Below are 26,425 nucleotides of genomic sequence, written 5' to 3'. Positions count from 1 at the left end.
CTTTTAGGGGGTCGCATGAAGTATTTCCGTCACTGCCTGGCAGCATTGGCTGCCGTGTCTTTCGCAATTTCCGGCCAGGCGCTGGCTGCCAAGGAGCCTGCGCCGCTGTCGGCTTATGGCGCCCTGCCCGATGTCGAGGATGCCGCCATTTCGCCGAGCGGCAACAACATCGCCGTCCTGATGACTCTCGACGGCACGCGCCAGCTGTTCATCGTCGGCCCCGACCTCAAACTCATCCGCCGCATGGCGGTGGGCGATGCCAAGGTCCGCGGTTTCGACTGGATTGGCGACGACCAGTTGCTGTTCATCACCAGCCAGACCGAGAAGCTGTGGGGCTTCACCACCGACAAGGCCGAGTTTTCCGTCGCGCGCATCATTCCGGTGACCTACGAAGGCGAAATCGAGACCGTCTTCGGCAACAAGCGCAATCTCGTCGATTCCATCAACGGTAACTACGGCGTACGCTTCGTCGACGGGCGCTATGTCGCCTATTTCGGTGCCATCGAGCTGGAGAAGCTCGGCTCCAACATGCGCGAATATACGTGGAAGCACGGTCGCCCCTACCTCTACGAGGTCGAGACGCGCACCAACCGCGTCAGCAAGGTGGCCAATTCCGCGAGCGAAAACGAATATCGTGACTGGGTACTGGGCCCTGACGGGAAAATCGCTGCATCGCTCGACCTGAGCTACAATGACGGCGACTGGAAGCTGAAATCGGGCACCGACGACGTGATCGCCTCGGGCAACCAGCGCAATGGCCGCGTCGGCCTCGTCGGCCTCGGCTATGATGGGACCACCGTCATTTATTCCGAGCGCGATGCGGAGAATATTATCCGTTGGTATGAAATCCCTCTCGCCGGCGGTGAGGCCAAGCCCTTCCTCGACGATGCCCATGTCGAGCGCCTCTACTGGGACGAGACGACCGGCTACCTCGTCGGTTATCTCGATGAGGAAGAGGGCCCGGTTTTCCATAATCCCGAATATGGCAAGACCGCCAACAGCATCCGCGCCGCCTTTGCCGATTTCGACATGCGGATGGTGGACTGGACGCCCGACTTCAAGAAAGTCCTCGTGCGCACCAGCGGCAACAGGGACAGCGGTTCCTGGTTCGTGGTCGACCTTTCGACCGGACAAGCCAATGCCATCGCCTATGAACGCAAATCTCTTACTCCGGACGTAGTAGGCGAAACCTCGGTCTTCGAATACACCGCTGCCGATGGTCTCGAGATGGACGGCATCCTGACCCTGCCGCCCGGCAAGGAAGCCAAGGACCTGCCGCTGGTCATGATGCCGCACGGCGGTCCGCATACCCATGATACCGAAGGGTTCGACTGGTGGGCGCAGGCATTTGCTGCACGCGGATATGCGGTCTTCCAGCCCAATTTCCGCGGTTCGACCAACCGCAACCAGGCCTTCAAGCTGGCAGGTTATGGCGAATGGGGCCGCAAGATGCAGACCGACCTTTCGGACGGGATGGCTGCGCTCGCTGAAAAGGGCATCATCGACCCGAGCCGCGCCTGCATCGTCGGTGCCAGCTATGGCGGCTATGCCGCTCTTGCGGGCGTAACGCTGCAGCAGGGACTGTATGAATGCGCGGTCGCAGTTGCTCCGGTGAGCGACATCACCGCCATGTATAATGAGGACTATCGCGCATCGGGCAGCCAGCGGATTACCAAGCGCGCGCTGCTCGACCAACTCGGCCCGAAAGAAGGCTGGGACGCAGTGTCTCCGCGCCGCTTCGCCGCAAAGGCCGATGCGCCGGTGCTGCTCATCCACGGCAAGGACGACACGGTCGTGCCTTATTCGCACAGCCACAAGATGGCCGATGCGCTCAAGGATGCCGGCAGGCCCTACGAGCTGGTCACGCTCGACGGCGAAGACCACTGGCTGTCGCTGTCTTCGACGCGCCTCAAGATGCTCGAGGCATCCATCGGTTTCGTCGAGAAGCACAACCCGGCGAACTGACGCCTAAGCAACTGACAACTTCGCCCCCGTCATATCCCGATATGGCGGGGGCGAAACGTTTCAGCTGTCTGCTACCTCGTTCAATCGAGGATTGGGTCCATAGACCGACGCCTTCGGGTGAGGCGGAAGAAGCGCAATCAGCAATATCAGCAGGAACGCTGCTGATGATACCCAGACCAGCAATCCCAAGTCCTGCTTTTCGATGCCTGCGAGCGAGGGAGACCCGTTCTCATCCAGCACGGAAACCAATACGGTGAAGGGAACGGCAACTGCGGTCCAGCCGGTCCAGCCGATATCGTGGGCACGACGCGCGATTAGCGCTGGTAAAGGTGCGAGATAAGCGAAAGTAACGAGACCGGCGAAGAGCGTCAGCTTTCCGTCTTCTGTCTCGATATCGAACCCAAGCTTGAGCAACAGCCCTAGGGTGAACTGCAGCGCCAAGTTCCAGACGAGAAGATAGGTCCAGACCTCGGTGCGGCGAGACCGACCATGGAAATCGAATACGCTGCGCACCGTACGCGCAAGGTCGTGGGGTATGTCCAGAAGCGGGCTGCGAAAGGGCTCTGTCACAGAAGTCCCGCGTGCTCCAGCGCCTCGTCGACTTGGCGGCGGCTGGCCTCGCTCGCATTGCACAGCGGCAGGCGGACGTCCTCGGAGAACCAGTCGTGCACACGGCTCAGCGCGTATTTCACCGGCGCGGGGCTCGCGTCGGAGAACATCGCGTAATGCAGCGGGAACAGGCGGTCGTTGATTTCGCGCGCCTTGATGAGGTCGGCGGCGGCAATCGCCTCGTGGAATTCGGCGCACAGCTTCGGCGCAACATTGGCCGTCACCGAAATGCAGCCCGAGCCACCCGCAGCCGAATGCGGCAGCCATAGCTCGTCATTGCCCGAAAGCTGGCAAAAATCGCGCCCGATGCCCATGCGGTGGTCGGCCACGCGCGACAAATCGCCGCTCGCATCCTTGATGGCGATGATGCGGTCGGGGTATTTGTTGACCAGCTCGCACACGGTCTCGTCCTCGATATCGGTCACCGTGCGGCTTGGCACGTTGTAGAGGACGATGGGCAGGTCGCTGTTCTCGGCCAGATGGCTGAAATGGGCGATGAGACCCGTCTGGCTCGGGCGGTTGTAATAAGGCGCAACGCAGAGGCCCGCAGCAGCGCCCGCCTTCTTGGCGAATTGCATGTGCAGCAGCGCGTTACGCGTATCGTTGCTGCCGCAACCGGCGATGACGGGGACCCGGCCCGCGGCCTGCTCGATACATACCTCGATGACGCGGTGATGCTCCGCATTGGAGATGGTCGAGGCCTCGCCGGTCGTACCGCAAGGCACCAGCCCCTTGCTGCCGTTTTCGATTTGCCAGTCGACCAGCTTGTGGAAAGCCGCCTCGTCGAACGACCCGTCGCGAAAAGGAGTCGCCAGAGCCGGAATCGAGCCTGAGAACATTTTCTTCTTTCCTGCGTTAGTTACATGAAAAACGGGCGCTTTGAGGCACCCGCGGACACAATTCATTCACCGCCTGATAAGGAGGGGCCGGGCATTATGTCCAGCATGGGCCGAAAATCATATTTTTCTTTCGCACTGCTCGCCGGAACGGCGATGGCATTTCCCTACGCCGCGCAGGCGCAAACGCCGACCAGCTGGCCCGACAGCAGCAGCCAGTCGATGGTCGCCCAGATGCCCGGAAAGATGTCCCAGGCAATCGCGCGCTGGGAGTATCTGACCAAGTCAGACGAAGGCGCTTTCGCCGATTATGCCGGCTTCATCGCCAGCCATCCGGAGTTTCCCAAGCAGGAACTGCTCCAGCGCCGCGCGGAAGATGCGCTCGATAGCGACGCGGTGTCACCACAGGCGCTCGTCCGCTTCTTCGACGCGCACCCGCCCATCACTAATGGGGCAAAGGCGCGCTATGCGCTGGCGCTGGCGGCGATGAACCGTCCCGAAGCCGGCGAGCTTGCGCGCGAAGCCTGGCGCAACGGCACGATGAGCGGCCCTGCAGAAGCCTATATGCAGGGCCTGTTCGGCCAGACGTTCTCGCCCGAAGACCATGATGCGCGCATGGATGCGCTGCTGTGGCAGGGCAATCTCGAGGCTGCATCGCGCCAGATCATGCGCGTGTCGCCCGCCTATCGCCCGATGGCGCAGGCGCGTCTTGCCCTCCTCCAGGGCAGTACGCCGAGCGACGCCGGTCTCACCGTGCCCCAGGGCGCGATGAGCGACGCGGGCTATGTCTATAATCTCGCGCGCTATTATCGCAGCAATGGCCAGTTGCCCGCGGCAGTGAACCTGCTCGCCAACCGTGCCAGCTTCACGACTCCTGCTTTCGACGGGACCGATTACGTCGTGGAGGCACTGCGCGTGGCGCAGGGAGCCGATGCTCGCAGCGCGGTGAATATCGCCTCCAGGGTCGACGATTTGTTCGCCCCCGGCACCGATATCTCGCAGCGCAGCTTCACCCTGCGCGACAAATATACCGACCTCATGTGGCTCGGCGGCACCAAGGCGCTGTGGTCGCTGGGTGACGGGGCGCGCGCCGCGCCGCTGTTCTACCGCTATGGCACGGCGGGCAAGACCCCGCTGACCCGCGCGAAGGGTTTTTACTGGGCGGGCCGCGCGGCGGCGCGTGCCGGAGACCGTGCCGAGGCGGAGCGCTACTGGAACATGGCCGCGGCCTATCCCGATTATTATTACGGCCAGCTGGCGCTGAGCGAGATGGGCAAGCCCATGCCGACCTTCGCGCCGATCCTGACCGCCGGCATCGACGAGGAAGCCCGCCGCGCCTTCGAAGCGAAGCCGACCACCAAGGCCTTGCGCGAAATGGCGCGCAACCGCCGTGACTGGCGGACCGAACGTGCGTTCTTCGAAACCATTGCGGAAAACGCGAAGACGCCGACCGAAATGGCACTCGTGGCCGAACTCGCCCGCGAAACGGGTCTCGAGGAGATGGCCGTTGTCGCTGGCATGGTCGCTGGCGAGACCGGAGTTGCCGGTTTCGAGCGGCTCGGTTTCCCGACCGTGCCCACTCATTCGGGCGCGAACTGGACGATGGTCCACGCTATCGCCCGCCAGGAAAGCGAATTCGACCGCACCCGCGTCAGCCATGCAGGCGCACGCGGCATGATGCAGCTGATGCCGGGCACCGCGCGCGAGGAAGCAGGCAAGGCAGGCATCCAGTACATGTCGGCGAGCCTCACGGGCGACCCGTCCTATAATATCCGCCTCGGCGACCAGCACTTCGCTCGCCTGATGAACCGCTATGACGGTGCCTATCCGCTCGCGATTGCGGCATACAACGCGGGTCCGGGCCGGGTGAACGAATGGCTTCGCCTCAATGGCGACCCGCGTAACGGGTCGGTCGACTGGGTCACCTGGATAGAGCAGATCCCCGCCAATTTCGAGACGCGCTATTACGTCATGCGCGTCATCGGGAACGCGGTGACCTATGCCAACATGCATCCGGACAAGTCGGCCCCCTACCAGCGCGATGTGAAGCATTACCTTCCACGCTGACTTGCGCTAGGGGCTGGCCCCGCAATGCAGGGCAAGACCAATCCGATAACACCGGCAGGCTATGCCGCCATGAAGGCGCGCTATGACCATTTGCTGGGCACAGAACGGCCGGAGATAGTCGAAATCGTCAGCTGGGCCGCCGGAAACGGCGACCGCAGCGAGAACGGCGACTATCTCTACGGCCGCAAGCGCATGCGCGAAATCGACCGCGAGCTTGGCCACCTCTCGCGCCGGATGAAGGCCGCGCGCGTCATCACGCCGCAAGACCAGCCCGACAAGAGCCGCGCTTTCTTCGGCGCGACCGTCACGCTCGCCGACGAGGACGATGTAGAGAAGGTTGTCACTCTGGTGGGCGACGACGAGCAGGATGCAAGCCAAGGCCGTATTGGCTGGTCGAGTCCGCTCGCCCGCGCGCTCAAGGGCGCGTCGGTCGGCGATTTGCGCACCGTGCGGCTGCCCGGCGGCGACAAGGAGTGGGAGGTCATGGCGATCGACTATGCGTAAGCTCGCCCTCCCCGCCCTTGCGACCTTGGCTCTTGCCACTCCGCTGATGGCAAAGGACAGCCTCGGTGTGTTCTCGACCTGGGCCGCCTTCCGCGACCCGTCGGTTCCCCGCTGCTATGCCATAGCCGAGGCAGAGCCGAGCACGCTGTCGCGCGATTTCCAGCCCTACGCGACCATTGCCAGCTGGCCCGCGCGTCGTATCCGCAGCCAGGTCCACCTCCGCCTCTCACGAGAATTGCGCGCCAATACCCGCGTCACCCTGCGCGTCGGGAGGACCAGCTTCCGCCTAACTCCCGGCAAGGCCGATGCATGGGCACGCGATGCGGCGATGGACAGCGCTATCCTCGATGCCATCCGCAAGGCCGACAGCATGACCGTCTACGCCACCGACGCGCGCGGTCGCCGCTTTTCCAACACCTACCTGCTTACAGGGGCAGCCACCGCCATCGACGCCGCCACTCTTGCCTGCACGCGACGCTGACATAAAAAAGGCCGGGAGCGCTCTCACGCTCCCGGCCCGTTTGCTTAGCTGGTCAGGCGCTTAGAAGCGCATGCCGAAGCCAGCCATGACCTGGTGACGGTCGAGGTCGATTTCGCCGAGGTCTACGTCCGGCGCGTCGCCCTCGAAATCAAGTTCGGCGTCCGAATAATTCGAATAACGGTACTCGACCTTCGCAAAGGTGTTGCCGCTCAGCGCATATTCGAGACCCGCGCCGACGCGATAGCCGTCGGTGTCGATGTCGGCGCGATATTCGATGTCACCGTCGCGCGAAAGAACGTCGAAGGTGGCATTGGTGTAACCGCCTTTGGCATAGACGAGGAGGTCGTCATTCGCCTTCACACCGATACGGCCGCCGAGATAGAGGTCACGACCGGCCGAAACCGTACCAAGGCCGAAACCTTCGGGGTCGCCGCCGTCGACGTCGACTTCACCGGTTGAACCGACATATTCGGCTTCAAGGCCGAGGACGACGCCACCAGCGTCGAAATCGTAACCGGCGCCGACGCCATAGGCGAGGCCTTCGATGGATTCGTCGTCTTCACCTTCGGTATCGACGCTGCTGCCTGCTTGGGCGACGTCATAGCCGGCGAGGGCTTCGAGGCGAAAGCCGTCGAAATTCTCGCTGTCCTGCGCCATGGCCGGGGTTGCAACTGCAAGCATCGAACCTGCGACGAGAAGTGCTGCGGTGGTTTTCATTTCATAACTCCGTTTTTGTTGTCCGCCGTCGGTTTGCGACCGCGTGGACCATGAAAACGGCGCTCGACCGAAAACAGTTTCATGAACATTTCACAACAAGAAAGCGTGATTTTTTAGCCACATAAGGCGCGACGAAAAGAGCCACTCCAGCGACGGATTGTGCAGTTGCGAATTCTGCGACGAGCTGAACCTACTTTTCGACGAATGAAAGGAACGCGAACGCAAAAGACGGATTGTTGCGCGCCCGCGCAGGCTCTTTCATTCCTTGGCCATCGCGACTATATGCGCGGCTCCCATGGCAGATACGACACTGATGAGCATTCCCGGGCAGGTAGACCCGGTCCCCGTTGCGCGTGACATCACGCCGCGCGCCGATGGCCGCGTGGACCTGATTGGCCTTCCTAAGGACCGCATCCGCGAATTGTTCGAGGAAGCGGGCCTTGAGGCGAAGCAGGCCAAGTTGCGCTCAAAGCAGGTGTTCCACTGGCTCTACCATCGCGGCGTCACCGATTTCGAGGCGATGACCGATATCGCCAAGACCATGCGTCCGTGGCTCAGCGAACGCTTCGTCATCGGCCGTCCCGAAGTGGTCGAAGCCCAGCATTCGACCGACGGCACGCGCAAGTGGCTGCTGAAGACCGCCGACGGGCACGAGTTCGAGATGGTCTTCATCCCCGATGCCGATCGCGGCACGCTCTGCGTGTCGAGCCAGGTTGGTTGCACGCTCAATTGCCGTTTCTGCCACACCGGCACGATGAAGCTTGTGCGCAATTTGACGCCGGGCGAAATCGTCGGCCAGGTCATGCTCGCACGCGATGCTCTGGGCGAATGGCCGAAGGGATCCATGGCCGGTCTCGACGAAGCCGAGGACGAGGGCCACTACACGAGCGACGGACGCCTCCTCACCAATATCGTGATGATGGGCATGGGCGAGCCGCTCTACAATTTCGACAATGTGAAGGGTGCGCTCAAGCTGGTCATGGATGGCGACGGCCTCGCCCTGTCGAAGCGCCGTATAACGCTCTCCACCAGCGGCGTGGTCCCGATGATGGAAAAGTGCGGCGAGGAAATCGGCGTGAACCTTGCCGTTTCGCTCCACGCGGTGACCAAGGAAATCCGCGACGAGATCGTGCCGCTCAACAAGAAGTACGGCATCGAGGAACTGCTCGAAGCCTGCGCCGCCTACCCCGGCGCGAGCAACGCCCGCCGCATCACTTTCGAATATGTGATGCTCAAGGACAAGAACGACACGGACGAGCACGCCCGTGAGCTTGTCCGGCTGCTCAAGCATTACAAGCTGCCCGCCAAGGTGAACCTCATCCCGTTCAACCCATGGCCGGGCGCTGCCTATGACACTTCCACGCCCGAGCGGGTGAAGCGCTTCTCCGACATCGTCTTCGAAGGCGGCATTTCGGCCCCGGTGCGCACCCCGCGCGGCCGCGACATCGACGCAGCCTGCGGTCAGCTCAAGACGGCAGCGGAGAAGAAAAGCCGCGCCCAGCGCGACCGCGAGGCGGCGGAAGCCGAGGCTCAGGCAGCAGCGGGCTGAAGCCTGAACTTCGGGCGGCTGCCGTAGGTCGCCCAGCGCCAGAGATATTCGAGCGGGCCGTAGCGATAGCGCGCCAGCCAGAACTTCGCGGCTAGCGTGAAAGCGGCGAACAGCCCGAGCGCGACCAGCATGGAGGCGGCAGGCGTCAGTCGCCCCTGCATCCCCAGCCCCATCGGGAAGAACAGGAAGGTCCAGGCCACGCCGTGCCCGACATAGGCGGAAAGCGCGGTGCGCCCCACAGGCGCGAGTTGCGCCACCCAACCACGCCAGTTCGAATGGTAGAGCAGTATCAGCCCGGTCGCATAGCCTAGCGCAAGGATGGGCCCGCCGATCTCGTGCAGCGCGGTGTCGGACCAGTCAGTCTTGGGCAGCAGTTCCATCCACTGGAGCAGGCTGACGAGTTCGAGCACCAGCCCCAGCGGCAGGGCGACGAGGCAAATCCGGCGCATCAGGGGAAGCAGTTCCCTCGCGCGCGCAACGAAACCCATGCGGATTATCCATGCGCCAAGCAGGAAGCGTCCGAGGATGTAGAGCGCCCAGCCGAGCAATCCGCCGCGCTCTATTTCGAGATAGAGGTGCCAGCCGGGCCACCAAGCCACCCACTCGGCATAGCTGCCGCCTGCGAAAACCTCCTGCCAGCGGCTTTCTGCGCGCTCTCCGGTCACCAGCTCGCCTGCGAGGAAATCCCCCAGCGGCTGGCCGACGAATGCGAGCACCAGCCCGAGGACGAGCATCGCTGGCGCCGAAAGCTTGCGCATGAAGAACAGCGCAAAACCAAGCAGGGCATATTCGTGCAGCACGTCCATCGGGAACAGCAGGAAAAGGTGCACCAGCCCAATGAGAAAAAGCGCGGTGAGCCTGCGCAGGTAGATCCGTTGGAAGTCGCTTCCGCGCGCCTCCAACCGCTCCATCATGACCCAGAAACCCATTCCGAACAGCGTGGCGAACAGCGTGTTGCCCTTGTTCTCGAACCACCAGTCGGAAAGGAACACGGCGCCGCGTTGGAGGACGTCTGCATTCCAGCTTTCCGACAGGCTTTCTTCCAGCGGAAGGTCATAGAAGCTCGCCCCGACAAAATGGACGACGAAGACCGCGAGCAGCGCGAAACCACGCAATATGTCGAGTTCGCCAAAGCGCTCTGTCGAAGTTATCGGCGCGATGCCCGTGGCGGTGTCGCTGGTCTTGCTCATGTTCCCCCCGGACATGTGACGAGATGCACTGGTTAGCGCGAACAGGCAGGCTTGCCAAAGCGAGGCCCGCAAGCCCACACAGGCTTGGTGATGGACCCCGCAACTCTCGAATATTACCAGACCAATGCGCCGCGCTACACGCTGAGTTTCGGGCAGGCTCCCAGCCGCCATCTCGACAGTTTCCTCGACCGGCTGGAGCCTGGGGCACGCATCCTTGAGCTCGGTTGCGGCGGTGGGCGGGACTCGGCGCGGATCATCGAACGCGGGTTCGACCTCGATGCTACCGATGGCACGCCTGCCATGGTGAAAAAAGCCAACGAGCGTTTCGATGTCGGCGCGCGGGTCATGCGGTTCGACGAACTGGATGCAGTGGCAGCCTATGATGCGGTTTGGGCGCATGCTTGCCTGCTGCACGTCGCGCGGGTCGATATGCCGCGAGTGCTTACTGCCATCTACCGCGCGCTGAAGCCCGGCGGCTGGCACTTTGCCAATTACAAACTCGGGAGCGGTGAAGGCCGGGACCCGCTCGGACGGCTGACCAACCTGCCCGACGAGGCGTGGCTCGAGCAGGCCTATCGCGAGGCCGGTTTCGATATAGAGATGACCGAGCGCTATCGCGGCGAAGGCGCGGACGGTGTGCAGCGCGACTGGTATGCCCTTACGCTGCGGCGGCCTGCGTGAGGCTTTCCTACTTTGGCGCTGTGTGCTGATAAGGCTTCCATGAGCCTTCACACGCCTTCGAAAACCGCCGGTTTCGGGTGCCTTCAGCGGAAAATCGATTTCTGCCCATGGACCGTGTTCCATGTGTTCCAGCCTGTTGGAAAGGCATGCCGTCCATGAAAGCCGAAGTCCTCGCCCTGTGCACCGGCAAGGCTGCTCCCCTGCCCGATGGCAAGCTCAGTTCTATCGACAAGACCGCAATAGAAGGTCCCGTCCGCGTCACGCGCATGGGGCTGGAAGGCGACACGCAGACCGACCGCAAGCACCACGGCGGCGAGCATATGGCGGTCCACCTCTACGCCGCCGACCACTATCCCTACTGGCTTGGGGAAATCCCCGAGGTCGCGCGCCTCTCCACCCCCGGGGCTTTCGGGGAGAACCTCCATACACGGGGCCTGACGGAACGCGATGTATTCATCGGCGACCGCTTCCGGCTAGGCAGCGCGCTGCTCGAACTCAGCATGGGTCGCCAGCCCTGCAGCACGCTGGAGCGACACTTCCAGCGCAGGGACATGGTCAAGCGGATCATCGCGAACCACCGCTGCGGCTGGTATTATCGCGTGCTCGAAGAGGGCGTGGCCGAAGCCGGCGACGCGCTTGAACTGGTAGAACGAAGCCAGGAAAAGTGGAGCGTCGAGGAGGCCTTCGCGCTGCTGTTCGACCCAACGCGCGAGTCGCCCGAAGCTGAGGTGCGCGAGTTGCTCTCGCTCCCCGCCCTCGGCCCGCAATGGCAGGCCAAGTTGCGGGCAAGGCTCGCATAATCCCAACGGCTCATCCGCACAGCGCGCACGATTTATCGCTAATATGGAGTTAAGCGCGTTCGTTCAGCCGCCGTTGTAATCCCCATGCGCTAATTGCAGCCAGGGATTACCAAAGGGACAAACCATGAAGAAATTCGCAATCGCAATCGGCGCTGCCACTCTCGCGCTGACCGGCATCGGAACCGCGGCTCCGGCCGCTGCCGACCCTCCCGCATGGGCTCCGGCGCACGGCAAGCGTGCCAAGGACAAGGGTCACCGCGTCGTGCGCGTTTATGACGACCGCGGCTATTACGTGTCGCCGCGTCGTATCACGCGCTCCAGCTACATGTGGCGCGGCCGTGACGGTCGCTATTACTGCAAGCGCGACAACGGCACGACCGGTCTCGTCATCGGTGCCGGGGTCGGCGCGCTGGCCGGCCACGAGCTGGCAGGCCGCGGCGACAAGACGCTCGGTGCCATCCTCGGCGGCGCTGTCGGCGCAATCGTCGGCCGCGAAATCGACCGTGGCAGCCTGAGCTGCCGTTAAGACGGTTTTGACCTGACAAGGGTCGCAATCGGCGGCGTCGTCACTCCCAAGGTGGCGGCGCCGCTTTCCTATTTGCAAGACACACCCTATGCCGGGGTCGATGAGCGAAGAGAGACCATCGGTTCTGGTAACAGGCGGCGCCCAGCGCCTCGGCGCAGCCATTTCCAAGGCCTTCAGTGAAGCGGGATGGCACGTGGTCATCCACTACAAGTCCTCCGGCGAGGAGGCAGAAGCCCTCGCTGCGAAATTGCACAGCGCAGAGACGGTACAAGCGGACCTTTGCGACCTCGATGCCGTCACCGCGATGGTCGAGACATTGGTCCCTCGCCTTTCCGACTGGCGCGCGCTGGTCAATTGCGCCTCGGTTTTCAAACCTGACGATGTAACCGGACTGGATGCCGCAACGAACAGGCAGGCCATGGAGGTCAATGCCCGCGCCCCCGCGGTCCTCGCGCAACGTTACCTTGCCCAGGCGCGAACTGCTTCTGGCCGTCACGTTATCCAGGTCACCGACCAGAAGCTGGCCAATCCCAATCCCGATTTCTTCAGCTACACGATGAGCAAGCACGCGCTGGATGCGACGATTGCCATGCTCTCGATGGGCGCGGCGCGCGAGGATGACCGTGTCTACGGCCTCGCTCCGGGCGCCATTCTCGCCAGCCATGACCAGAGCGAGGAAGAGGCCGAAATCTCGCACAGAATGAACCTGCTCGGCCGTCGCACCTCGGCCAGCGAGGTGGCCGATGCAGCAGTGTTCCTCGCCAGCGGAAACCTTGCCAGCGGCCAGACGCTCTACATCGACAGCGGCCAACACCTGCTGCGGCAGGAGCGCGACGTCATCTATCTCGCTCGCGAGGCCACCGCATGAAGCGCCACGCGCTCTCGACCCGTATCTGGCACTGGAGCAACCTCGTCTGCGTCGTTGTTCTGTTCATGTCGGGCCTCACCATTTCCAACGCCCACCGCCGCCTCTATTGGGGTGACTGGGGATTTGCGCCCGAGCAGGCGTGGCTCGCCGTGCCGCGTTTCCCGGACTGGATGACCATTCCGGGCTATTACAGCCTCGCCGTGGCGCGCGACTGGCATATCCTGATGGCATGGCCCTTCGCGCTGATGCTGCTCTTCATGTGGGTCGCCATGCTCGTGAACCGCCACTTCAAGCGCGACCTGATGACCACCCGCAAGGAGTGGAAACCGGGAGCCATCTGGAACGATATTGTCCAGCATCTCAAACTCAACTTCGACCACGAGGGCGGGAAATTCAATTTCCTCCAGAAGCTTGCTTACGGACTGGTCCTCGGTGCCTTCCTTCCGATGATGGTTTTCACCGGCATCGGCATCAGCCCGGGCATGGAGCCGACCTTCGGCTGGATGGTCGATTTGATGGGCGGCAGGCAGTCGGCGCGAAGCCTGCATTTCATCTTCGCGTTCCTGCTGTTCGGCTTCTTCGTGGTCCACGTCTTGCTGGTCATCCTTGCGGGGCCGTTCCGGCAAATTCGCGACATGATTACGGGAGGCACGCGCGATGAAGCGTAGGGGTTTCCTCGCCGTGGCAGGCGCGGCTTTCGTCGCAGGCTGCAACAAGGTGGCCGAGAGCAATGCCGGGTCCAGACTGCTCGGCGCGGCGGAGAAATGGCATCAGGGTGCCCACCGCTTGCTGACCAATCGCGAGGCGCTTGCGCCCGAATATCCGAAGAGCGCCATCTCGCCTTATTTCCGCGGCAATGGCTCGACCGACCCGCAGAACGGCGACTATCCCGCACAAGCCGCCGAAGGCTTTGCCAACTGGCGGCTGGAAGTGCGCGGGCTGGTCGAGAACCCGCTCAGCCTCAGTCTCGACAACATCCGCAAGCTGCCCCAGCGCACGCAGGTAACCCGCCACGATTGCGTCGAGGGCTGGAGCGCCATCGGCGAGTGGACCGGCCCGCAACTCTCGCTCCTGCTCGATGCTGCAAAGCTCAAGCCGGAAGCGAAATTCATCGTCTTCCGCTGCGCCGACAATTTGAACGGGCAGGACTATTACGAGAGCGTCGACCTTATCGACGCCTACCATCCGCAAACCATCGTCGCCCACCTGCTCAACGGCGAGCCGCTGCCGGTAAAGAACGGCGCACCGCTGCGGATGCGCATCGAACGCCAGCTGGGCTACAAGCACGCCAAATATTTGACCGCCATCGAGGCCGTCGCCAGCCTCGACGACATCGGCAAGGGCAAAGGCGGCTATTGGGAAGACCGCTCCGGCTACCAGTGGTACGCCGGTATCTGACCCCTAGTCCCGATATTTGCGCGCCATCGCCTCCCAGTCGTTGCGCAGCAATTCCTCCAGCACATCCATGTCCACATCGGCGAGCTTGTTGATGTAGAGGCAGCTCTTGCCCGTCTTGTACTTGCCCAGCTTCTCCAACAGCGCATCGCGCCGCTTGCCCGCAACTTCGTCGCAATAGCCGCCCATCAGGTAGAGCGAGTGTTTCGCCTTCCTCGGACTGAACCCGCTCCGCATCCAGTGCACGTCCCGCCCGCTGTCATATGTCGTACGATACTCGCCATAACCGATAATGCTCGGCCCCCACATCTGCGGCTCCTTGCCCGTCACCTTGCGGAACAAAGCGTCGAGAAGCTTTGCCTCCTCGCGCTTATTCTCCGGCTCGACGGCCTCGATGAAATCTGCCGGGTCGACATCGGTTATCTGGGTCTTGGCATCGGTCATGGACAACATCCTACCACTCGATTGACTCCCCGCAATCCCGTGCCATGCTCGGCCCACATCGCGTGGGAGGGAACAAGCTTATGTGGTTGCTCGACAAATTCCTGAAGACGGTGATCAAGGCCGGGCACCTGATCGTCACCGACCATGACGGCACGGTGTACGACTATGGCGCGCCGACCGCAGAGCCTTCCCTGCGCATCACTCTTACCAACAAGAAAGCCGCCAACCACATCGCCCGCTATCCGCAAATGGGCGCGGGCGAAGCCTTCATGTGGGGCTGGCTCACGGTGGAAGAGCCGCACGATATTCGCGATCTCATCCTCTTCGTCACGAAGCAGGCCGGCAAGCCCACGGACAAGCAGATCAAGCCGCAGGGCAAACTGCGCATGATGACCCAGAAACTGCTCGCCAGGGCCGACAGCATCAACTTGCGCGGCAAGGCGAAGAAGAACGCCGAGCACACCTATAACCTCACCCGCGAGCTCTACGAGCGTTTCCTCGACGAGGATCGCCAGTACACCATGGCCTATTACCGCGAGGATCCGGCAACCACCTCGCTCGAGAAGGCGCAGCTCGACAAGAAGGCGCACCTCGCGGCCAAGATGCACATCAAGCCCGGCCAGCGCATCCTCGACATCGGCTGCGGCTGGGGCGGCTTCGCGCTCTACCTCGCGCGGCATTACGACGTGGAAGTCCACGGCGTCGCCCTCGCCCCCGACCAGATCGCCTTCTGCAAGGAGCGCGCGGAGGAAGCGGGCGTGGCCGACAAGGTCAAGTTCAGCCTCACCGACTACCGCGACGTTGAGGGCCAGTTCGACCGCATCAGCTCGGTCGGCCTGCTCGAACACGTGGGCACGCCGCATTACCCGCAGTTCTACGAACACACCGCCCGCTTGCTCAAACCCGACGGCGTGATGATGAGCCACTGCTGCGGACGCGCCGGCCCTCCCGGCTTTACCGACGCATGGACGCGCACCTACATCTTCCCGGGCGGCTACATCCCGGCGCTTTCCGAACTCGTCAGCCAGTCCGAGCAATACGGCTGGCAGGTGATGGACGTGGAGGCGATGCGCTTCCACTACAGCCACACGCTGGAGGAATGGTACAACCGCACGGTCCAGCACCGCGCCGAAATCGTCGATATGTACGACGAGACCTTCTACCGCATGTGGCTCTACTACCTCGCCGGCGCCGAACAGAGCTTCCGCCACGGCGACATGGTCAACTGGCAGCTGATCTACGTGAAGGACCGCAGCGCCATCCCCATGACCCGCGAGTGGATCACGGAAGAAAGCGCCCGCCTGCGCGCCGCCGACGAAGGCAAGGTGCCCGAATGGCGCTTCGCGCAGAGGGAAGCGGCGGAGTAATTTTCAACCGCACAGCGGCCCGCAAGCTGCGCGGCCGCGTGTTGGTGAATTTAACGCAAGTTGACGAAATACATGCGGGCAGCGCCGTCCATAGAGGCACGCCAAAACGCCAAAGCCCCGCACGGTGGCGGGGCTTTCGGAGGGTGAGGGTTTACGGGGTCAAAGAGCGCGGGTGAGGGTAGCCAGGTGGGTGGGTGTAGGAAAGTGCATGTTTGAACCCGGTTAACGCGGACAAGAATGGGTAGCTCTTAATTTGCAATCCGGCAAATCGCTCGTAAATTCAGGAAGTAATCAAGCATGACTTACCTCCTGCAAGTTCGCGGAGGCAATGGGGGTGAAGTATGGAAAAGTGGGTCCACGTTCTGCGCATTCGAGCAGAGCATCTTGAACAAGCAGATTTTCTTACGGTCGAGCGCGAACCGAGCGACGTAATAGCAGAAGCTCTTCTAGCCATGCCAGAAGGTGAAATCGGAGGCGGAAGCGACTGGCATATTGCGGCTGCTGAAAGGTTTGCTGGAAGCGCCGTCTACTTTCAGATTGGTCGGGTGCAGAAAGTCAACCAACCACAGTATGACGAAGGAACTCGTAAGTTTTTCGAGGCGGAAGGTGAACGTGCGCCCTACACTGAGGGTGTCTTCGACGGCGAAACCCAGACATGTGTGATCGAGAGGAGACCCAACGTAGCCGCGAAAGCAATCGAAATTGCGCCTAAACTGGAGAAGCTTCTGAATTCTGCAAGCGCACCGGCTGAAGCGGGTGTCACTATACGAGTCGATGAATTGCGTGATCCGACTGGATTCATTGAACAGATCAGAGATTCCTACCGAGTCACAAGATTTTCGTTCACAGCAGAGTTCGAGAACCCGCACGATGTGTACGGCTTGATCCATAGGCCAGCCGAAGAATACAATGAGGCAATCCGCGGCGCGAAGACTACCGTTGAATCCCGTGGCGATGATTTGGACAAAGACGTGGTGGAGGAAGCCGCTAGGAGCGCTGCATCTGTAGGCGACCCTGCGTCAGCTACGGTCAAAACCGAAAAGGGAGGGAAACTGAAAACAATCTATCTTCGCGGAACACCTCTGCTAGAACTTGTTGAACTTGCCGATAAGGCTGATGCTCTCAAGGAGACGATGCTGGCAGCAGCCAAACGCGCCTATCACCGACTAAGAAAACCGAACAATGATACCTGAGTTTTGGCCTTGGTTTTTCAAGCGGACCGGACGGCAGACCGGTCTGAGGGCGCTTGTGAGCAAATGGTTGATCCTCGATATCGCTGTGGCAGCGATATTGACCTTCTTCCTTCGGATCGATGGGTTCGGTTTCGCAGAAAAAGCTCTCTTTCCAGCCGCGTCAATCTTGGTCGGCATGGCAGTCGCTTGGACTGCGCGCGCCGCAATAATTATTAACGATAAGGATTTCCGCTCCAAATTCGTACGAGAAGAAAACCCGATTGAAGACTACGTTTATGGATACCAAACCTCTATCCTGATTCTGTTCTCTGCCATCGTCTACATAGCCATCATGGCTGCTGGTGGATTCGATTTTTACATTTGGACGAACCAAGCTTCTCGTTTGGCTTCAGGATTCTTTATGTACGCGTTAATTTCCCTCACAATAAGAGAATGCTGGTCCGTCATAAATTTTACGAACCTCCTGTCCCTGCTTAGCGCATCGGCTGAACCTCGCGACGAACCATCAGAAGAATAGAGGGGGCACTTCACCCCCTCACCCATCGATAGACCGGCCCGAACCCCACCAACGCGGCGCCGACAAAGGGCAGCGCCACGACCCATAGGCGCACGCCGGTCACGCCCTCGGGGCTGGCGATGCTGATGGCCGCGGTCATGGCTAGCCCGGTGCAGATCGCGATCATGCCAATCACGAGGCGCAGGCGCGGGACCGGGGTCTCGCGCTTGGCGGCTCCCATCCCCCGCTCGTAGCGGGCGAAGATGGCGATCAGCGGGAGCAAGGCGGCGATGTAGAGCGCGAACCAGACGGGGCGGGCGAGCCACCATTCGGCTGTCCCCGGCATGACGCGCAGCCCCATGCCTCCCGCTGCCCAGGCGGCGACCATCACCAGCACGTAAGACGTCAGGTGCCAGAGATAGACGGTCATGATCATGCCGTTCATCAGCACCGTCGAGGTCCAGAACGTCAGGTTGTCGAGCAGCTTCCTGCCCCACGGCTCCAGCGCAAGCACCAGCCCCGTCTGCGTCACGCCCAGCGCCAGCAGCGCGAGTGTCGGCGGCATGGAATTGGTGATCTCCGCCCCCGGCACGCCGATCATGGCGATGGGATAGGGGCCGTAGATGGTGAGGCCCACCAGTGCAGCGAGGCCGACGAGGAACAGCGCCAGCGCCCTTCCCTGCCCGAGCCTGCCCTGCTGCCATGCGTAACCGAGCTGGTGGATGCCCAGCCACACGAAGAGGAAGTTGAGGAAGTTTACATAGGGCACGCCCTGCGAGAGCGTCAGCCAGTCGATGGCGACCGCACCCGCGATGAAGAGCGCTATGCTGCCCCAGCCCAGTCTCTCCCACAGCTTCCACGTCAGCGGCGCGAGCGCGGTCACCAGCAAATAGACGGCGAGAAACCACACCGGGATCAGCGCGAGGAACACAGCCATGCGTACCGTCTCGCGCGCCATGCCGACCTGCGTGGCGATGAAGGCGAAAGCCGCCCACACCAGCAGCACAGGGAAGACCGGGTTGATGAGGCGCTGGATGCGGCTGGCGAACCAGTCCGAATAGTGACCGTTCTTGGCGCGGGTCGAGGCCCAGCTCACCCCGTTCGAATAGCCGCCGACGAGGAAGAAAATCGGCATGACCTGGAATCCCCAGGTGAGCCACTGCGTCCACGGCAATATGCCGAGCAAATGCCCGCCGACCACCTCGCCGTCGCTGCCGATATAGGGCGCGGCGACCAGCCAGTGGCCGACCACCACCGCGAGGATGGAAAGCGCGCGCAGGAAATCGACATAGCGGTTGCGCTCGGGCGGCGCCTGCTCGGCCAGCGATCTGGCCTTGTTCCAAAGTCCCATGTGCTGCGTCCCTCCTACGCCCGATTGCAGGGCCAAGTCTTAGCCATGCCGCGCGCGGGTTAACAGGAACCTTCGTCAGCTTTTGCGCAGGACAGCGCGCAGGAAGACCCCGCGGGGGTTTTCGCCAGAGAAATCGGGCAATGCCGCCACATTGCGCGCGGCGCGGCGGTGGAGGTAAGCGCCCATCCCGGGAATGCGGTACAGCACCCATCGCAGCGCCTGACGCGCAGACCGCATGCGTGACCGCTCGACATACGCGGGGCCTGCCGGAAACAGTTCGGCGATTTCGAAGCGGGTGCGCCCTAGCAGGGCACGCAAGGTCGGCTCTTCGAAAAAGGTCAGATGCGGTTCGTCCGGTCCGTTGAACCGCTCGATCCCGTCAACATCGTTGGGAACCTCGATAACGACAATTCCGCCGCGGCGAAGGCCCTGCCAGACCCGCTCAAGCAGTGCGCGTGGATCGGTGAAATGCTCAAGCACATGGCTGAGGATGACGACGTCGTGACGCCCATCGCCCAACTGGCCAGCGGCTATGGCGCCGGCGCGCGCTTCGTTCGCGACACCGGATATCTCGTCGGTTTCCAGCCTCGCCCCCGGATAGCGCTGGCCGAACGCTCGCAAATTGTAGCCAAAGCCCGCGCCGACCTCGAAAATGGATACGACACTCTCGACTGCGTGGTTACGGGCCAGCTCGGCAAGCGCCTCGCCGCGTTTGAGATACCACTGTCGCGTCGCCTCGTTCAGCCTGCCCGCCGAGCCCACCTTGCGGTAATCCTCGCGGTAGTACTGCGTTAGCGCCGCGTCATCGACCTTTGCCGTATCGACCTGGCTCAGGTTGCACGCCTCGCAGCGATAGACCTCGCGCCCGCTATAGATGCGGCGGAAGGCATCGCTCTCGAACACGTAACGGCGCTGGAAGCGCAAGGGTCCGGAACAGGTGACGCAAGTGGACATGGGCGGGCCTTCCTACGGGCGCCCATCACTGTCAATCGCGCGCCCCTGGCTTTGCGCCGCCTTAGCGCTTCTTCATTGCCACCAGCGCAGCGGTGCTGCTAGCGGCGCGGCCATAGTCAGAAGGTGTATTCGAATGTCCGATATCAAGCGTGTGGTCCTGGCCTATTCCGGCGGCCTCGATACTTCCGTCATCGCCAAGTGGCTCGAAGTCGAGCGCGGGCTGGAGGTGGTCACCTTCACCGCCGACCTCGGACAGGGCGAGGAAATCGAGCCTGCGCGCGAGAAGGCCCGCGCCATGGGCATTCCGGACAAGCACATCTTCATCGAGGATTTGCGCGAGGAATTCGTGCGCGATTTCGTCTTCCCGATGATGCGTGCCAACGCCCGCTATGAAGGCGACTACCTGCTCGGCACCAGCATCGCGCGCCCGCTGATATCGAAGCGCCTCGTCGAAATCGCGCATGAGACAAACGCCGACGCCATCGCCCACGGCGCCACCGGCAAGGGCAATGACCAGGTTCGTTTCGAACTGTCCGCTTATGCGCTCGATCCGGACATCAAGGTCATCGCCCCGTGGCGCGAATGGGACCTCACCAGCCGCACCGCGCTGATCGCCTGGGCCGAGGCGCACCAGATTGCGGTGCCGAAAGACAAGCGCGGCGAGAGCCCCTTCTCGACCGATGCCAACCTCCTCCACACCTCGTCGGAGGGCAAGGTGCTCGAAGACCCGTGGCAGGAGACGCCCGACTACGTTTATTCGCGCACCGACCATCCCGAAGACGCGCCCGACACGCCCGAATATATCGAGATCGGCTTCGAGAAGGGCGACGGCGTTTCGCTGAATGGTCAGGCGATGAGCCCGGCAGAGCTGCTGACCGCGCTCAACGAACTTGGCCGCAAGCACGGCATTGGCCGCCTCGACCTCGTGGAGAACCGCTTCGTCGGTATGAAGAGCCGCGGCATGTACGAAACCCCCGGCGGCGAAATCTACGCCCGCGCGCATCGCGGCATCGAGCAGATCACGCTCGACCGCGGCGCAGCGCATCTCAAGGACGAGCTCATGCCGCGCTATGCCGAGCTGGTGTACAACGGCCTCTGGTTCAGCCCCGAGCGCGAAATGCTGCAGGCGGCGGTCGACCTCAGCCAGGAGAAGGTCAGCGGCACCGTCCGGCTGAAGCTCTACAAGGGCAACGCCATGGTGGTCGGCCGCAAGTCGGACAATTCGCTCTATTCCGAAGCGCACGTCACATTCGAGGATGACGCGGGCGCCTATGACCAGAAGGATGCCGAAGGCTTCATCAAGCTCAACGCGCTCCGCCTGCGCCTGCTCGCCAAGCGCGACCGGTAGAAAATTTCGCTGAATTTGGGCTTGGAGGCGTAAGATTACGCCCCATCGCCCATACGCGTTCCGAATTTTGCGACGAGTGGTTGACTTATCCACCCCCCTCCACAGCGAATTGCGGGGAAAGTGGATAACTCCGGGTTTGACAGCTTGAAGAATCGGCTGATCAGGCGCAGCTTCAATTCATCGGAACGGCGAAGAAAGCTTCTCCTCTCGACGGTCTAACGACTTGAAAGAAGTGAGAAATTCCAAACCGGGAAGACGTCGCGGGATCTGTCCACGCGCTTTTCGAGACCCTCGTGCCGAAGGTTCACGCCGGACGCAAGGCGGGTCGATGACGGAAGTGCGAAGGTTTCCCGAGGCGAGCCAGGCCAACCCGGCAGGATGTGCGAAGGTGGCGTCGTATAAAGGTCTTCGGACCGGAAGGCGATGTGACCGTTTGAGCCTCCCGCCACCAACGGAAGGCATGGCTGCGGAACCGCCCGCTGAAGCGCGGCTGGGCAAGGTAAGCGAACGATCTTCGGATCGCGACGCGACCGACACCGGGCCGAGTGGAGGGTAGATCCGGATGCCGGTGCGAGCGCCGGTGATAGAACCGGAAGTGAAGTCTTCGGACGGAACGGAAGGGAAAACATCGGATGCCAAGTTACGCGTCCCTTGATCTTCGGATGAAGGAACTCGGCCACGCATCGGTGAGAGTGGGGTCGGCAGCAATGCCGGCCCCATTTGCTATGCCCTCCCCCGAATCCCTGCAACTTGTGCCCGATGAGCGCGCTACCCACTAAATTTGCCAACAAACGCGATTAGCGCGCCGAAACGTGGCCGAAACGAGGCAGTTGACGCGCACGTTAACGACTCCTCTGCAAGCTTGCCCTATAGCCTCCGGAACCGAACGGGAGGTCCATTCATGGCCAATCGCGCGCTTCGCAGCGTACTGTTTCTTGCAGCCCTGGCGCTGCCGAGTACCGCCGGACACTCGCAGGACAGCGACACCACTGCAATCGTCCAGCCGACATTCTCATCGCAATTCGCGCCCTATCGCGAACTGCCCGACACGCCCGAGCCCGGCGCGCACGCGGTCGACCTCGACAGCTTCGAGCCGCCGGTCGAGGCAGAGCCCGCCGGCACCTCGCTCGGCAATGGCGTCGCGTCCTACTACGGCAAACGCTTCCATGGCCGCCGCACCGCCAATGGCGAACGGTTCGACATGCATGCCATGACCGCTGCACATCGCACCCTGCCCTTCGGCAGCCGCGTCCTCGTGACCAATCCGAGCACCGGCAAGAGCGTCGTCGTCCGCATCAACGACCGCGGCCCCTTCACCCGTGGGCGCACCATCGACCTCAGCCGCGCCGCTGCGGAGGAAATCGGCATCGTGCGCCGTGGCCACGGCACGGTGGAACTCGCCCTGCTCGACTGATTGGCGCGCCGACAGCCGGCCTCAGTAGTCGGTCTTGATCTCCTCGAAAGTGAGCGAGACATGTTCGCTCGCGCATTCGCTTACGGTGACATCCACCAGCATGTATTCTTGCACGGGCTCACCCCCGCCGAGTAGCGCATGCGGGTATTTCGCCCCGACCTTGCAGCCGTCCCAAGCCGCCGCCACGCGCACGCGTCCGCTCCGGTCCGATTGCGGAGCGGGCATGACTTCGACCTCGCTCGCGGCCCGGGCCGGCGAGGACTTGTCGATCGGCTTGATCGCCCTGAAGGGCCGATGCTGGCGCTTGCCCGCTGGCCGTGCCGCCGCGCCGGACCAGACGATCATCCGGTCGTCGCTCGGGGCAGCGTTCGCCGCCCTCGCGATATGATACTCCACCTCGTGCTCGTCGCCTTGGGCAGCGGGTGTAAGCGTGATCGTGAAGTATTCGACATCACCCTCGGCTCGAGCGGCGCGAGATTCCTCGTCGGGCGCGATATTCACGTCGATCTCGTCGGGTTCGATACCGGCGTTTTCGGTGCTCTCGCCAGGGATGTCCGGAAGCTTCAGATACCCCGTCAGGCCTGCCGTAGCAGGGCTCGCCATGAGCCCGATGAGGCACAGTGCCCCCATGAATTCGGCTTGTTTCCTACGCATCGCATGTCTCTCCCGAAATCTCGGTTTCAGTCCGGTGCGACCCGTAGAGTGTCACTCTAAATTCGATTTCATGAATGGCAACCGAACGACCCCAAAGGGCCTCGCGTGTTCAGCGATAGGCCTCGGCGCATTCCTGCGTGATCTGGCGCATCAGGTCGCGCTGGTCGCCGAAAGCGTCGGTCAGCTTCAGACCGCGCGCGTCAAAATCGCGTTTCATGCACCCGCAGATGTCTTCCTCGCGCCCCGCGAACTCGGGCGGGAACTGCGCGCGCTTGACGCATTGGGGGACGAAGTCCTCATCCAGCTTGCGGTCGACCTCGGCCCCGATTTCGTCGCGCGCGGCAAAGCCGAAGGCGATCACGAAGCCGACCACGCCCGCCGCTATCATTACCAGCCACTTCATCGCTGCACCCTCCTCTTCCGGAAGGGCAGTATACGCCGCATCGGCGGCCGGTTCCAGAGCGGGGATTTCCGCCCCTCACCGCGGGCGGCGGCGGTATCAGCGTCCGCGGCGGCCGAGCATAATGAGCTCGCTCATCGCATAGGCGAAGGCGAGCGCCCCAAGGACGGACAGGATGATAAAGACCCAATCGGGCATGATGCGACTCCTTTGCACGAGGCGGGAGCAATGCATTCAAGCTTCTCTCGGTCGCCGGCGAGCCAAATCCGGGCCAGCGATGGGAAGCTCTTAGCAGGCGCAACATGAACGCGCGCCATCAAATGATGTAGGGGGCTTGCGGCGGAGCAGGCGGCTGGCGAGCCCCCTGCCCGGCCCTTCGGCAAGCTCAGGAGAGCCAAGGCTCCCGCGCCGCGAGCAGCGCCGCATCCCACGCCTTGCGCAGCGCCGGAGAGGCCCGCCGCTGGCGGAAGCGAAGCTCACCAAAGGTGATCGGCGGTCTGAGCCGAAACCCGCGCCGCCTTCGCCGCGAGCCGGGCCCTAAACTCTCCTTGGGCCGAACAGCTGGAGAGATGTGAGAAACTCGGCCTGCCGCCGGGGCGAGAAGAGGGTGTGCCCCTCCCCGTGAGGACCGGCGGTGGGGGCCTGCTCCGCGCCAGCGGAGCTATCGAGCGGACTTTCGATGGTGACGAGAGCGTTCATGGTTCACCTCTTGGATTGGAGTGAACCGAATTAGTTATACTGAGAATGCGGAGTAGGACAGCGCGCTTGCTGTCATGTGGATTTCATTTTTGTGAACAACTACATCCATTTCGGTGGCTTCGCATTGCAACCGGGACAGAGGTACGGTAAAGAACGAAAAGCGAACAAAAGGAGTCAGCGTGCCGGTCGTTAATTTTTCCGAACATAGCTATGTGCCAGTCCTAACTGGTGACGAAGTTTCACAAATCGCATTCGCTCATTTGAGCGACGAATGCAGAAACCGGCTATTGCCTCTTTTCGAATTGACACGAAACAGGTCGGCAACAGACTTCGCACCTTCGGTGGAACTCGTTTCCGCTATCCGAGCGCCCCAGTTTCTCATAGATCTTGACAAGCGGGTGGCACCGCCTCCGTATCAGTCACGCAATCCTTCTGACCCCATTGCGGAGGCTGCCCGCGTCGAAAGAGAAACGGCAGAGAACAATGCGTTCAATGAGGCGTTATCGTCATTGCTCGATCCCGCCGATGGTTTTCGCAATTGGCGAGCTCTCGTTGCCGAATTGCCAGAAGCAGTTCCTGTCTTGCAGTATACTAACCCAGGGCCGCAAGCTAATGCGATCATCAGGCAAGCAGCGCTACTGCTAAATTCGCATGAGCGCATCGCAATTCGTATCCAGCGACACCAATCCGATCTCCTTGCAAATTTGGCTATTCAGATACTTTCTATCGCACCAAGCAGTGCACAAGTCTTGGTAATTTTGGATTGTGGCCAAGCTCGGCGAAATTATTTGGAACGGGCAGAATGGGCTGCGGACACCATGGCGCTGATAACGAACGAGCTTGATCGCCAACAGATTGCCGATCTTGAGGCCGTATGCATGAGCAATTCCTACCCGCAACCCAATCACGACGGGCTTCGAATTGCTGACAACTATGATCGAGAAGTATGGGTAGACGCCTGTGATGAGTTCCCATTTCTTTTCGGGGATTATGCTGCATCACATAAGGTCTCATCTCTAAGCGCATTCAAGCCTAGAAGCTTTCGAGCTACGGTCGTTCATACATTGGACGAGCAATGGCTGATTCATCGCGATGAAAATAGCGACGATCCGGAGGGATGGACGCGCGGGTGCGAGGTAATCGCTGCTCACGATGCATTCGACCCTATCGATTCCCGTACGGACGAGAGGATCACCGAGGTCGCTCAACAAGGTATTGATGTTGGAGACCGGCCGCGAGATTGGCACGCCTTGCGTATGTCCGGACATATTGAGCGCCAGTCTCGGATTGTGGACCCAGATGACCTCGACGAATGAATTAATCTTTCATACTTTTCCGGAAAGCTGACAGGATTTTTGACCTCGACGCTCCGGCTGTGATTGCAGTAATCAAGTCAGATTTTTTCAAATTGGATTGAACGCTTAGCTCGAGTTCTGCTGCGACATTTCTAAGCTTCGTTCGCGGAAGAATGTACAAAACGTTCTTTATGTTGAGCGCTGGGTTCATACGCCCCTTATTATGGACACGTACAGACAAATCGGGCTTAATCTCAATTAAACCCCACCAGTCAGGTAGGTATTTCTTAGCTTGTACGACCCGCCTTGTAGTGGTGACAACAAAGGCCCTCTCAAATACTTCGCTGTAGCCTCGAACCTGACGGGGAAGACGCGATAAGCTATCGAGATCGCTCTTGATTTCATAACCTGCGAAGCGTCCGTTAGTAACGACAACATCAGCGCGCACCGATGGACGTGGGATGGGCAATTCCTCGGTGATTGCTGTATCTGACTCGCTAGCGTGGCAATCAGCCAACCATTCTTTCAGGCAGCTACGAAGCATTGAATCGTCAAGCTTCACACGCTCAATTTCCTGACCATCTCCCATAGGGGCAGCGTAATACCGTCAAGTTAATGAAAC

The 26,425-nt window shown here is 61.6% G+C and carries 27 protein-coding genes; 17 read left to right on the top strand and 10 right to left on the bottom strand.

The annotated features are described in order from the left end of the window. The first annotated feature begins 15 nt into the window (after positions 1–15). A complete protein-coding gene (locus K3152_RS03035; protein ID WP_247713126.1) occupies positions 16–1,965 on the top strand; it encodes an alpha/beta hydrolase family protein in 1,950 nt (649 codons plus the stop codon). A 60-nt stretch (positions 1,966–2,025) separates the two neighbouring features. On the opposite strand, the gene K3152_RS03030 is transcribed toward K3152_RS03035, so the two are convergent. Both K3152_RS03030 and dapA read right to left on the bottom strand, forming a co-directional pair. Beyond that, entirely contained in the window at positions 2,026–2,535 is a 510-nt protein-coding gene (locus tag K3152_RS03030) for a DUF805 domain-containing protein (RefSeq protein ID WP_221572540.1), read from the bottom strand. After that, a complete protein-coding gene (gene dapA / locus K3152_RS03025; protein WP_221572539.1) occupies positions 2,532–3,413 on the bottom strand; it encodes a 4-hydroxy-tetrahydrodipicolinate synthase in 882 nt (293 codons plus the stop codon). Before dapA ends, K3152_RS03030 begins: the two co-directional genes overlap by 4 nt. 153 nt (positions 3,414–3,566) lie before the next feature. Between dapA and K3152_RS03020 the strand changes: the two genes are divergently transcribed. The 3 genes from K3152_RS03020 to K3152_RS03010 are packed head-to-tail and all read left to right on the top strand — an operon-like array spanning position 3,567 to position 6,462. Continuing rightward, positions 3,567–5,477, top strand: coding sequence for a lytic transglycosylase domain-containing protein (locus K3152_RS03020; protein ID WP_247713125.1), 1,911 nt, complete (start codon positions 3,567–3,569; stop codon positions 5,475–5,477). Between the two features lie 24 nt (positions 5,478–5,501). Continuing rightward, complete coding sequence (gene greB, locus K3152_RS03015; protein WP_221572537.1) at positions 5,502–5,981, top strand: transcription elongation factor GreB; 480 nt, start codon at positions 5,502–5,504, stop codon at positions 5,979–5,981. Further along, positions 5,974–6,462, top strand: a complete 489-nt coding sequence (locus K3152_RS03010) for a hypothetical protein (RefSeq protein WP_221572536.1) — start codon at positions 5,974–5,976, stop codon at positions 6,460–6,462. The genes greB and K3152_RS03010 overlap by 8 nt, the downstream gene beginning before the upstream one ends. A gap of 60 nt (positions 6,463–6,522) precedes the next feature. Here the strand turns inward: K3152_RS03010 and K3152_RS03005 are convergent, their stop codons facing one another. Further along, positions 6,523–7,179, bottom strand: coding sequence for an outer membrane protein (locus tag K3152_RS03005; RefSeq protein ID WP_221572535.1), 657 nt, complete (start codon positions 7,177–7,179; stop codon positions 6,523–6,525). A gap of 295 nt (positions 7,180–7,474) precedes the next feature. Here K3152_RS03005 and rlmN point away from each other — a divergent pair, with 295 nt between their 5' ends. Continuing rightward, entirely contained in the window at positions 7,475–8,728 is a 1,254-nt protein-coding gene (gene rlmN / locus K3152_RS03000; protein ID WP_221572534.1) for a dual-specificity RNA methyltransferase RlmN, read from the top strand. On the opposite strand, the gene K3152_RS02995 is transcribed toward rlmN, so the two are convergent. Next, on the bottom strand, positions 8,710–9,918 hold the full coding sequence (locus K3152_RS02995; protein WP_221572533.1) for a DUF418 domain-containing protein: 1,209 nt from the start codon (positions 9,916–9,918) through the stop codon (positions 8,710–8,712). The genes rlmN and K3152_RS02995 overlap by 19 nt on opposite strands. 90 nt (positions 9,919–10,008) lie before the next feature. Between K3152_RS02995 and K3152_RS02990 the strand changes: the two genes are divergently transcribed. The 6 genes from K3152_RS02990 to K3152_RS02965 all read left to right on the top strand — a co-directional run bounded on the left by K3152_RS02990 (position 10,009) and on the right by K3152_RS02965 (position 14,191). Next, positions 10,009–10,599, top strand: coding sequence for a class I SAM-dependent methyltransferase (locus K3152_RS02990; RefSeq protein ID WP_247713124.1), 591 nt, complete (start codon positions 10,009–10,011; stop codon positions 10,597–10,599). 155 nt (positions 10,600–10,754) lie between these two features. Beyond that, positions 10,755–11,399 carry an MOSC domain-containing protein gene (locus K3152_RS02985; RefSeq protein WP_221572531.1) on the top strand — a complete coding sequence of 215 codons (645 nt, stop codon included), beginning with the start codon at positions 10,755–10,757 and terminating at the stop codon, positions 11,397–11,399. A 124-nt stretch (positions 11,400–11,523) separates the two neighbouring features. Then, positions 11,524–11,925 carry a glycine zipper 2TM domain-containing protein gene (locus tag K3152_RS02980; protein ID WP_040963622.1) on the top strand — a complete coding sequence of 134 codons (402 nt, stop codon included), beginning with the start codon at positions 11,524–11,526 and terminating at the stop codon, positions 11,923–11,925. A 100-nt stretch (positions 11,926–12,025) separates the two neighbouring features. Next, positions 12,026–12,793, top strand: a complete 768-nt coding sequence (locus K3152_RS02975; protein WP_221572530.1) for an SDR family oxidoreductase — start codon at positions 12,026–12,028, stop codon at positions 12,791–12,793. Next, entirely contained in the window at positions 12,790–13,461 is a 672-nt protein-coding gene (locus K3152_RS02970) for a cytochrome b/b6 domain-containing protein (RefSeq protein ID WP_221572529.1), read from the top strand. The genes K3152_RS02975 and K3152_RS02970 overlap by 4 nt, the downstream gene beginning before the upstream one ends. Continuing rightward, positions 13,451–14,191 carry a molybdopterin-binding protein gene (locus K3152_RS02965; protein ID WP_221572528.1) on the top strand — a complete coding sequence of 247 codons (741 nt, stop codon included), beginning with the start codon at positions 13,451–13,453 and terminating at the stop codon, positions 14,189–14,191. Before K3152_RS02970 ends, K3152_RS02965 begins: the two co-directional genes overlap by 11 nt. A gap of 3 nt (positions 14,192–14,194) precedes the next feature. On the opposite strand, the gene K3152_RS02960 is transcribed toward K3152_RS02965, so the two are convergent. After that, positions 14,195–14,632, bottom strand: a complete 438-nt coding sequence (locus tag K3152_RS02960; protein ID WP_221572527.1) for a DUF1801 domain-containing protein — start codon at positions 14,630–14,632, stop codon at positions 14,195–14,197. Between the two features lie 80 nt (positions 14,633–14,712). Between K3152_RS02960 and K3152_RS02955 the strand changes: the two genes are divergently transcribed. The 3 genes from K3152_RS02955 (at position 14,713) to K3152_RS02945 (ending at position 17,709) form a co-directional block, all read left to right on the top strand. Continuing rightward, complete coding sequence (locus K3152_RS02955) at positions 14,713–15,999, top strand: SAM-dependent methyltransferase (RefSeq protein ID WP_221572526.1); 1,287 nt, start codon at positions 14,713–14,715, stop codon at positions 15,997–15,999. 341 nt (positions 16,000–16,340) lie between these two features. Next, entirely contained in the window at positions 16,341–17,192 is an 852-nt protein-coding gene (locus K3152_RS02950) for a hypothetical protein (RefSeq protein WP_221572525.1), read from the top strand. Then, complete coding sequence (locus tag K3152_RS02945) at positions 17,182–17,709, top strand: hypothetical protein (protein ID WP_221572524.1); 528 nt, start codon at positions 17,182–17,184, stop codon at positions 17,707–17,709. Before K3152_RS02950 ends, K3152_RS02945 begins: the two co-directional genes overlap by 11 nt. A gap of 10 nt (positions 17,710–17,719) precedes the next feature. On the opposite strand, the gene K3152_RS02940 is transcribed toward K3152_RS02945, so the two are convergent. Together K3152_RS02940 and K3152_RS02935 are read right to left on the bottom strand one after the other, a co-directional pair. Beyond that, entirely contained in the window at positions 17,720–19,039 is a 1,320-nt protein-coding gene (locus K3152_RS02940; RefSeq protein ID WP_221572523.1) for an acyltransferase family protein, read from the bottom strand. 75 nt (positions 19,040–19,114) lie between these two features. Continuing rightward, positions 19,115–19,993, bottom strand: coding sequence for a class I SAM-dependent methyltransferase (locus tag K3152_RS02935; RefSeq protein ID WP_221572522.1), 879 nt, complete (start codon positions 19,991–19,993; stop codon positions 19,115–19,117). 133 nt (positions 19,994–20,126) lie between these two features. Here K3152_RS02935 and K3152_RS02930 point away from each other — a divergent pair, with 133 nt between their 5' ends. Both K3152_RS02930 and K3152_RS02925 read left to right on the top strand, forming a co-directional pair. Further along, positions 20,127–21,341, top strand: a complete 1,215-nt coding sequence (locus K3152_RS02930) for an argininosuccinate synthase (protein WP_221572521.1) — start codon at positions 20,127–20,129, stop codon at positions 21,339–21,341. 901 nt (positions 21,342–22,242) lie between these two features. Beyond that, complete coding sequence (locus tag K3152_RS02925) at positions 22,243–22,755, top strand: septal ring lytic transglycosylase RlpA family protein (RefSeq protein ID WP_221572520.1); 513 nt, start codon at positions 22,243–22,245, stop codon at positions 22,753–22,755. A gap of 21 nt (positions 22,756–22,776) precedes the next feature. Here K3152_RS02925 and K3152_RS02920 read toward each other — a convergent pair whose 3' ends face one another. Then, positions 22,777–23,409 (bottom strand): Hcp family type VI secretion system effector, encoded by a 633-nt coding sequence (locus tag K3152_RS02920; RefSeq protein ID WP_221572519.1) that lies wholly within the window; start codon positions 23,407–23,409, stop codon positions 22,777–22,779. Between the two features lie 109 nt (positions 23,410–23,518). Continuing rightward, a complete protein-coding gene (locus tag K3152_RS02915; protein ID WP_221572518.1) occupies positions 23,519–23,812 on the bottom strand; it encodes a hypothetical protein in 294 nt (97 codons plus the stop codon). A gap of 875 nt (positions 23,813–24,687) precedes the next feature. On the opposite strand from K3152_RS02915, the gene K3152_RS02910 reads away from it, so the two are divergent. Then, on the top strand, positions 24,688–25,824 hold the full coding sequence (locus K3152_RS02910) for a beta family protein (RefSeq protein ID WP_221572517.1): 1,137 nt from the start codon (positions 24,688–24,690) through the stop codon (positions 25,822–25,824). Between the two features lies 1 nt (position 25,825). Here the strand turns inward: K3152_RS02910 and K3152_RS02905 are convergent, their stop codons facing one another. After that, complete coding sequence (locus K3152_RS02905; RefSeq protein WP_221572516.1) at positions 25,826–26,365, bottom strand: sce7726 family protein; 540 nt, start codon at positions 26,363–26,365, stop codon at positions 25,826–25,828. Positions 26,366–26,425: the final 60 nt, after the last annotated feature.

Source organism: Qipengyuania polymorpha (genome assembly GCF_019711435.1).
GTDB lineage: Bacteria > Pseudomonadota > Alphaproteobacteria > Sphingomonadales > Sphingomonadaceae > Qipengyuania > Qipengyuania polymorpha.
Note: the sequence above shows the minus strand (reverse complement) of the source record. Positions and strands in the feature narration are given on the sequence as shown.

Coding starts and splice junctions, on each gene's coding strand:
- K3152_RS03035 (WP_247713126.1), top strand. CDS start 16: ATGAAGTATTTCCGTCACTGCCTGGCAGCATTGGCTGCCGTGTCTTTC.
- dapA (WP_221572539.1), bottom strand. CDS start 3,413: ATGTTCTCAGGCTCGATTCCGGCTCTGGCGACTCCTTTTCGCGACGGG.
- K3152_RS03020 (WP_247713125.1), top strand. CDS start 3,567: ATGGCATTTCCCTACGCCGCGCAGGCGCAAACGCCGACCAGCTGGCCC.
- greB (WP_221572537.1), top strand. CDS start 5,502: ATGCAGGGCAAGACCAATCCGATAACACCGGCAGGCTATGCCGCCATG.
- K3152_RS03010 (WP_221572536.1), top strand. CDS start 5,974: ATGCGTAAGCTCGCCCTCCCCGCCCTTGCGACCTTGGCTCTTGCCACT.
- K3152_RS03005 (WP_221572535.1), bottom strand. CDS start 7,179: ATGAAAACCACCGCAGCACTTCTCGTCGCAGGTTCGATGCTTGCAGTT.
- rlmN (WP_221572534.1), top strand. CDS start 7,475: ATGGCAGATACGACACTGATGAGCATTCCCGGGCAGGTAGACCCGGTC.
- K3152_RS02995 (WP_221572533.1), bottom strand. CDS start 9,918: ATGAGCAAGACCAGCGACACCGCCACGGGCATCGCGCCGATAACTTCG.
- K3152_RS02990 (WP_247713124.1), top strand. CDS start 10,009: ATGGACCCCGCAACTCTCGAATATTACCAGACCAATGCGCCGCGCTAC.
- K3152_RS02985 (WP_221572531.1), top strand. CDS start 10,755: ATGAAAGCCGAAGTCCTCGCCCTGTGCACCGGCAAGGCTGCTCCCCTG.
- K3152_RS02980 (WP_040963622.1), top strand. CDS start 11,524: ATGAAGAAATTCGCAATCGCAATCGGCGCTGCCACTCTCGCGCTGACC.
- K3152_RS02975 (WP_221572530.1), top strand. CDS start 12,026: ATGAGCGAAGAGAGACCATCGGTTCTGGTAACAGGCGGCGCCCAGCGC.
- K3152_RS02970 (WP_221572529.1), top strand. CDS start 12,790: ATGAAGCGCCACGCGCTCTCGACCCGTATCTGGCACTGGAGCAACCTC.
- K3152_RS02965 (WP_221572528.1), top strand. CDS start 13,451: ATGAAGCGTAGGGGTTTCCTCGCCGTGGCAGGCGCGGCTTTCGTCGCA.
- K3152_RS02960 (WP_221572527.1), bottom strand. CDS start 14,632: ATGACCGATGCCAAGACCCAGATAACCGATGTCGACCCGGCAGATTTC.
- K3152_RS02955 (WP_221572526.1), top strand. CDS start 14,713: ATGTGGTTGCTCGACAAATTCCTGAAGACGGTGATCAAGGCCGGGCAC.
- K3152_RS02950 (WP_221572525.1), top strand. CDS start 16,341: ATGGAAAAGTGGGTCCACGTTCTGCGCATTCGAGCAGAGCATCTTGAA.
- K3152_RS02945 (WP_221572524.1), top strand. CDS start 17,182: ATGATACCTGAGTTTTGGCCTTGGTTTTTCAAGCGGACCGGACGGCAG.
- K3152_RS02940 (WP_221572523.1), bottom strand. CDS start 19,039: ATGGGACTTTGGAACAAGGCCAGATCGCTGGCCGAGCAGGCGCCGCCC.
- K3152_RS02935 (WP_221572522.1), bottom strand. CDS start 19,993: ATGTCCACTTGCGTCACCTGTTCCGGACCCTTGCGCTTCCAGCGCCGT.
- K3152_RS02930 (WP_221572521.1), top strand. CDS start 20,127: ATGTCCGATATCAAGCGTGTGGTCCTGGCCTATTCCGGCGGCCTCGAT.
- K3152_RS02925 (WP_221572520.1), top strand. CDS start 22,243: ATGGCCAATCGCGCGCTTCGCAGCGTACTGTTTCTTGCAGCCCTGGCG.
- K3152_RS02920 (WP_221572519.1), bottom strand. CDS start 23,409: ATGCGTAGGAAACAAGCCGAATTCATGGGGGCACTGTGCCTCATCGGG.
- K3152_RS02915 (WP_221572518.1), bottom strand. CDS start 23,812: ATGAAGTGGCTGGTAATGATAGCGGCGGGCGTGGTCGGCTTCGTGATC.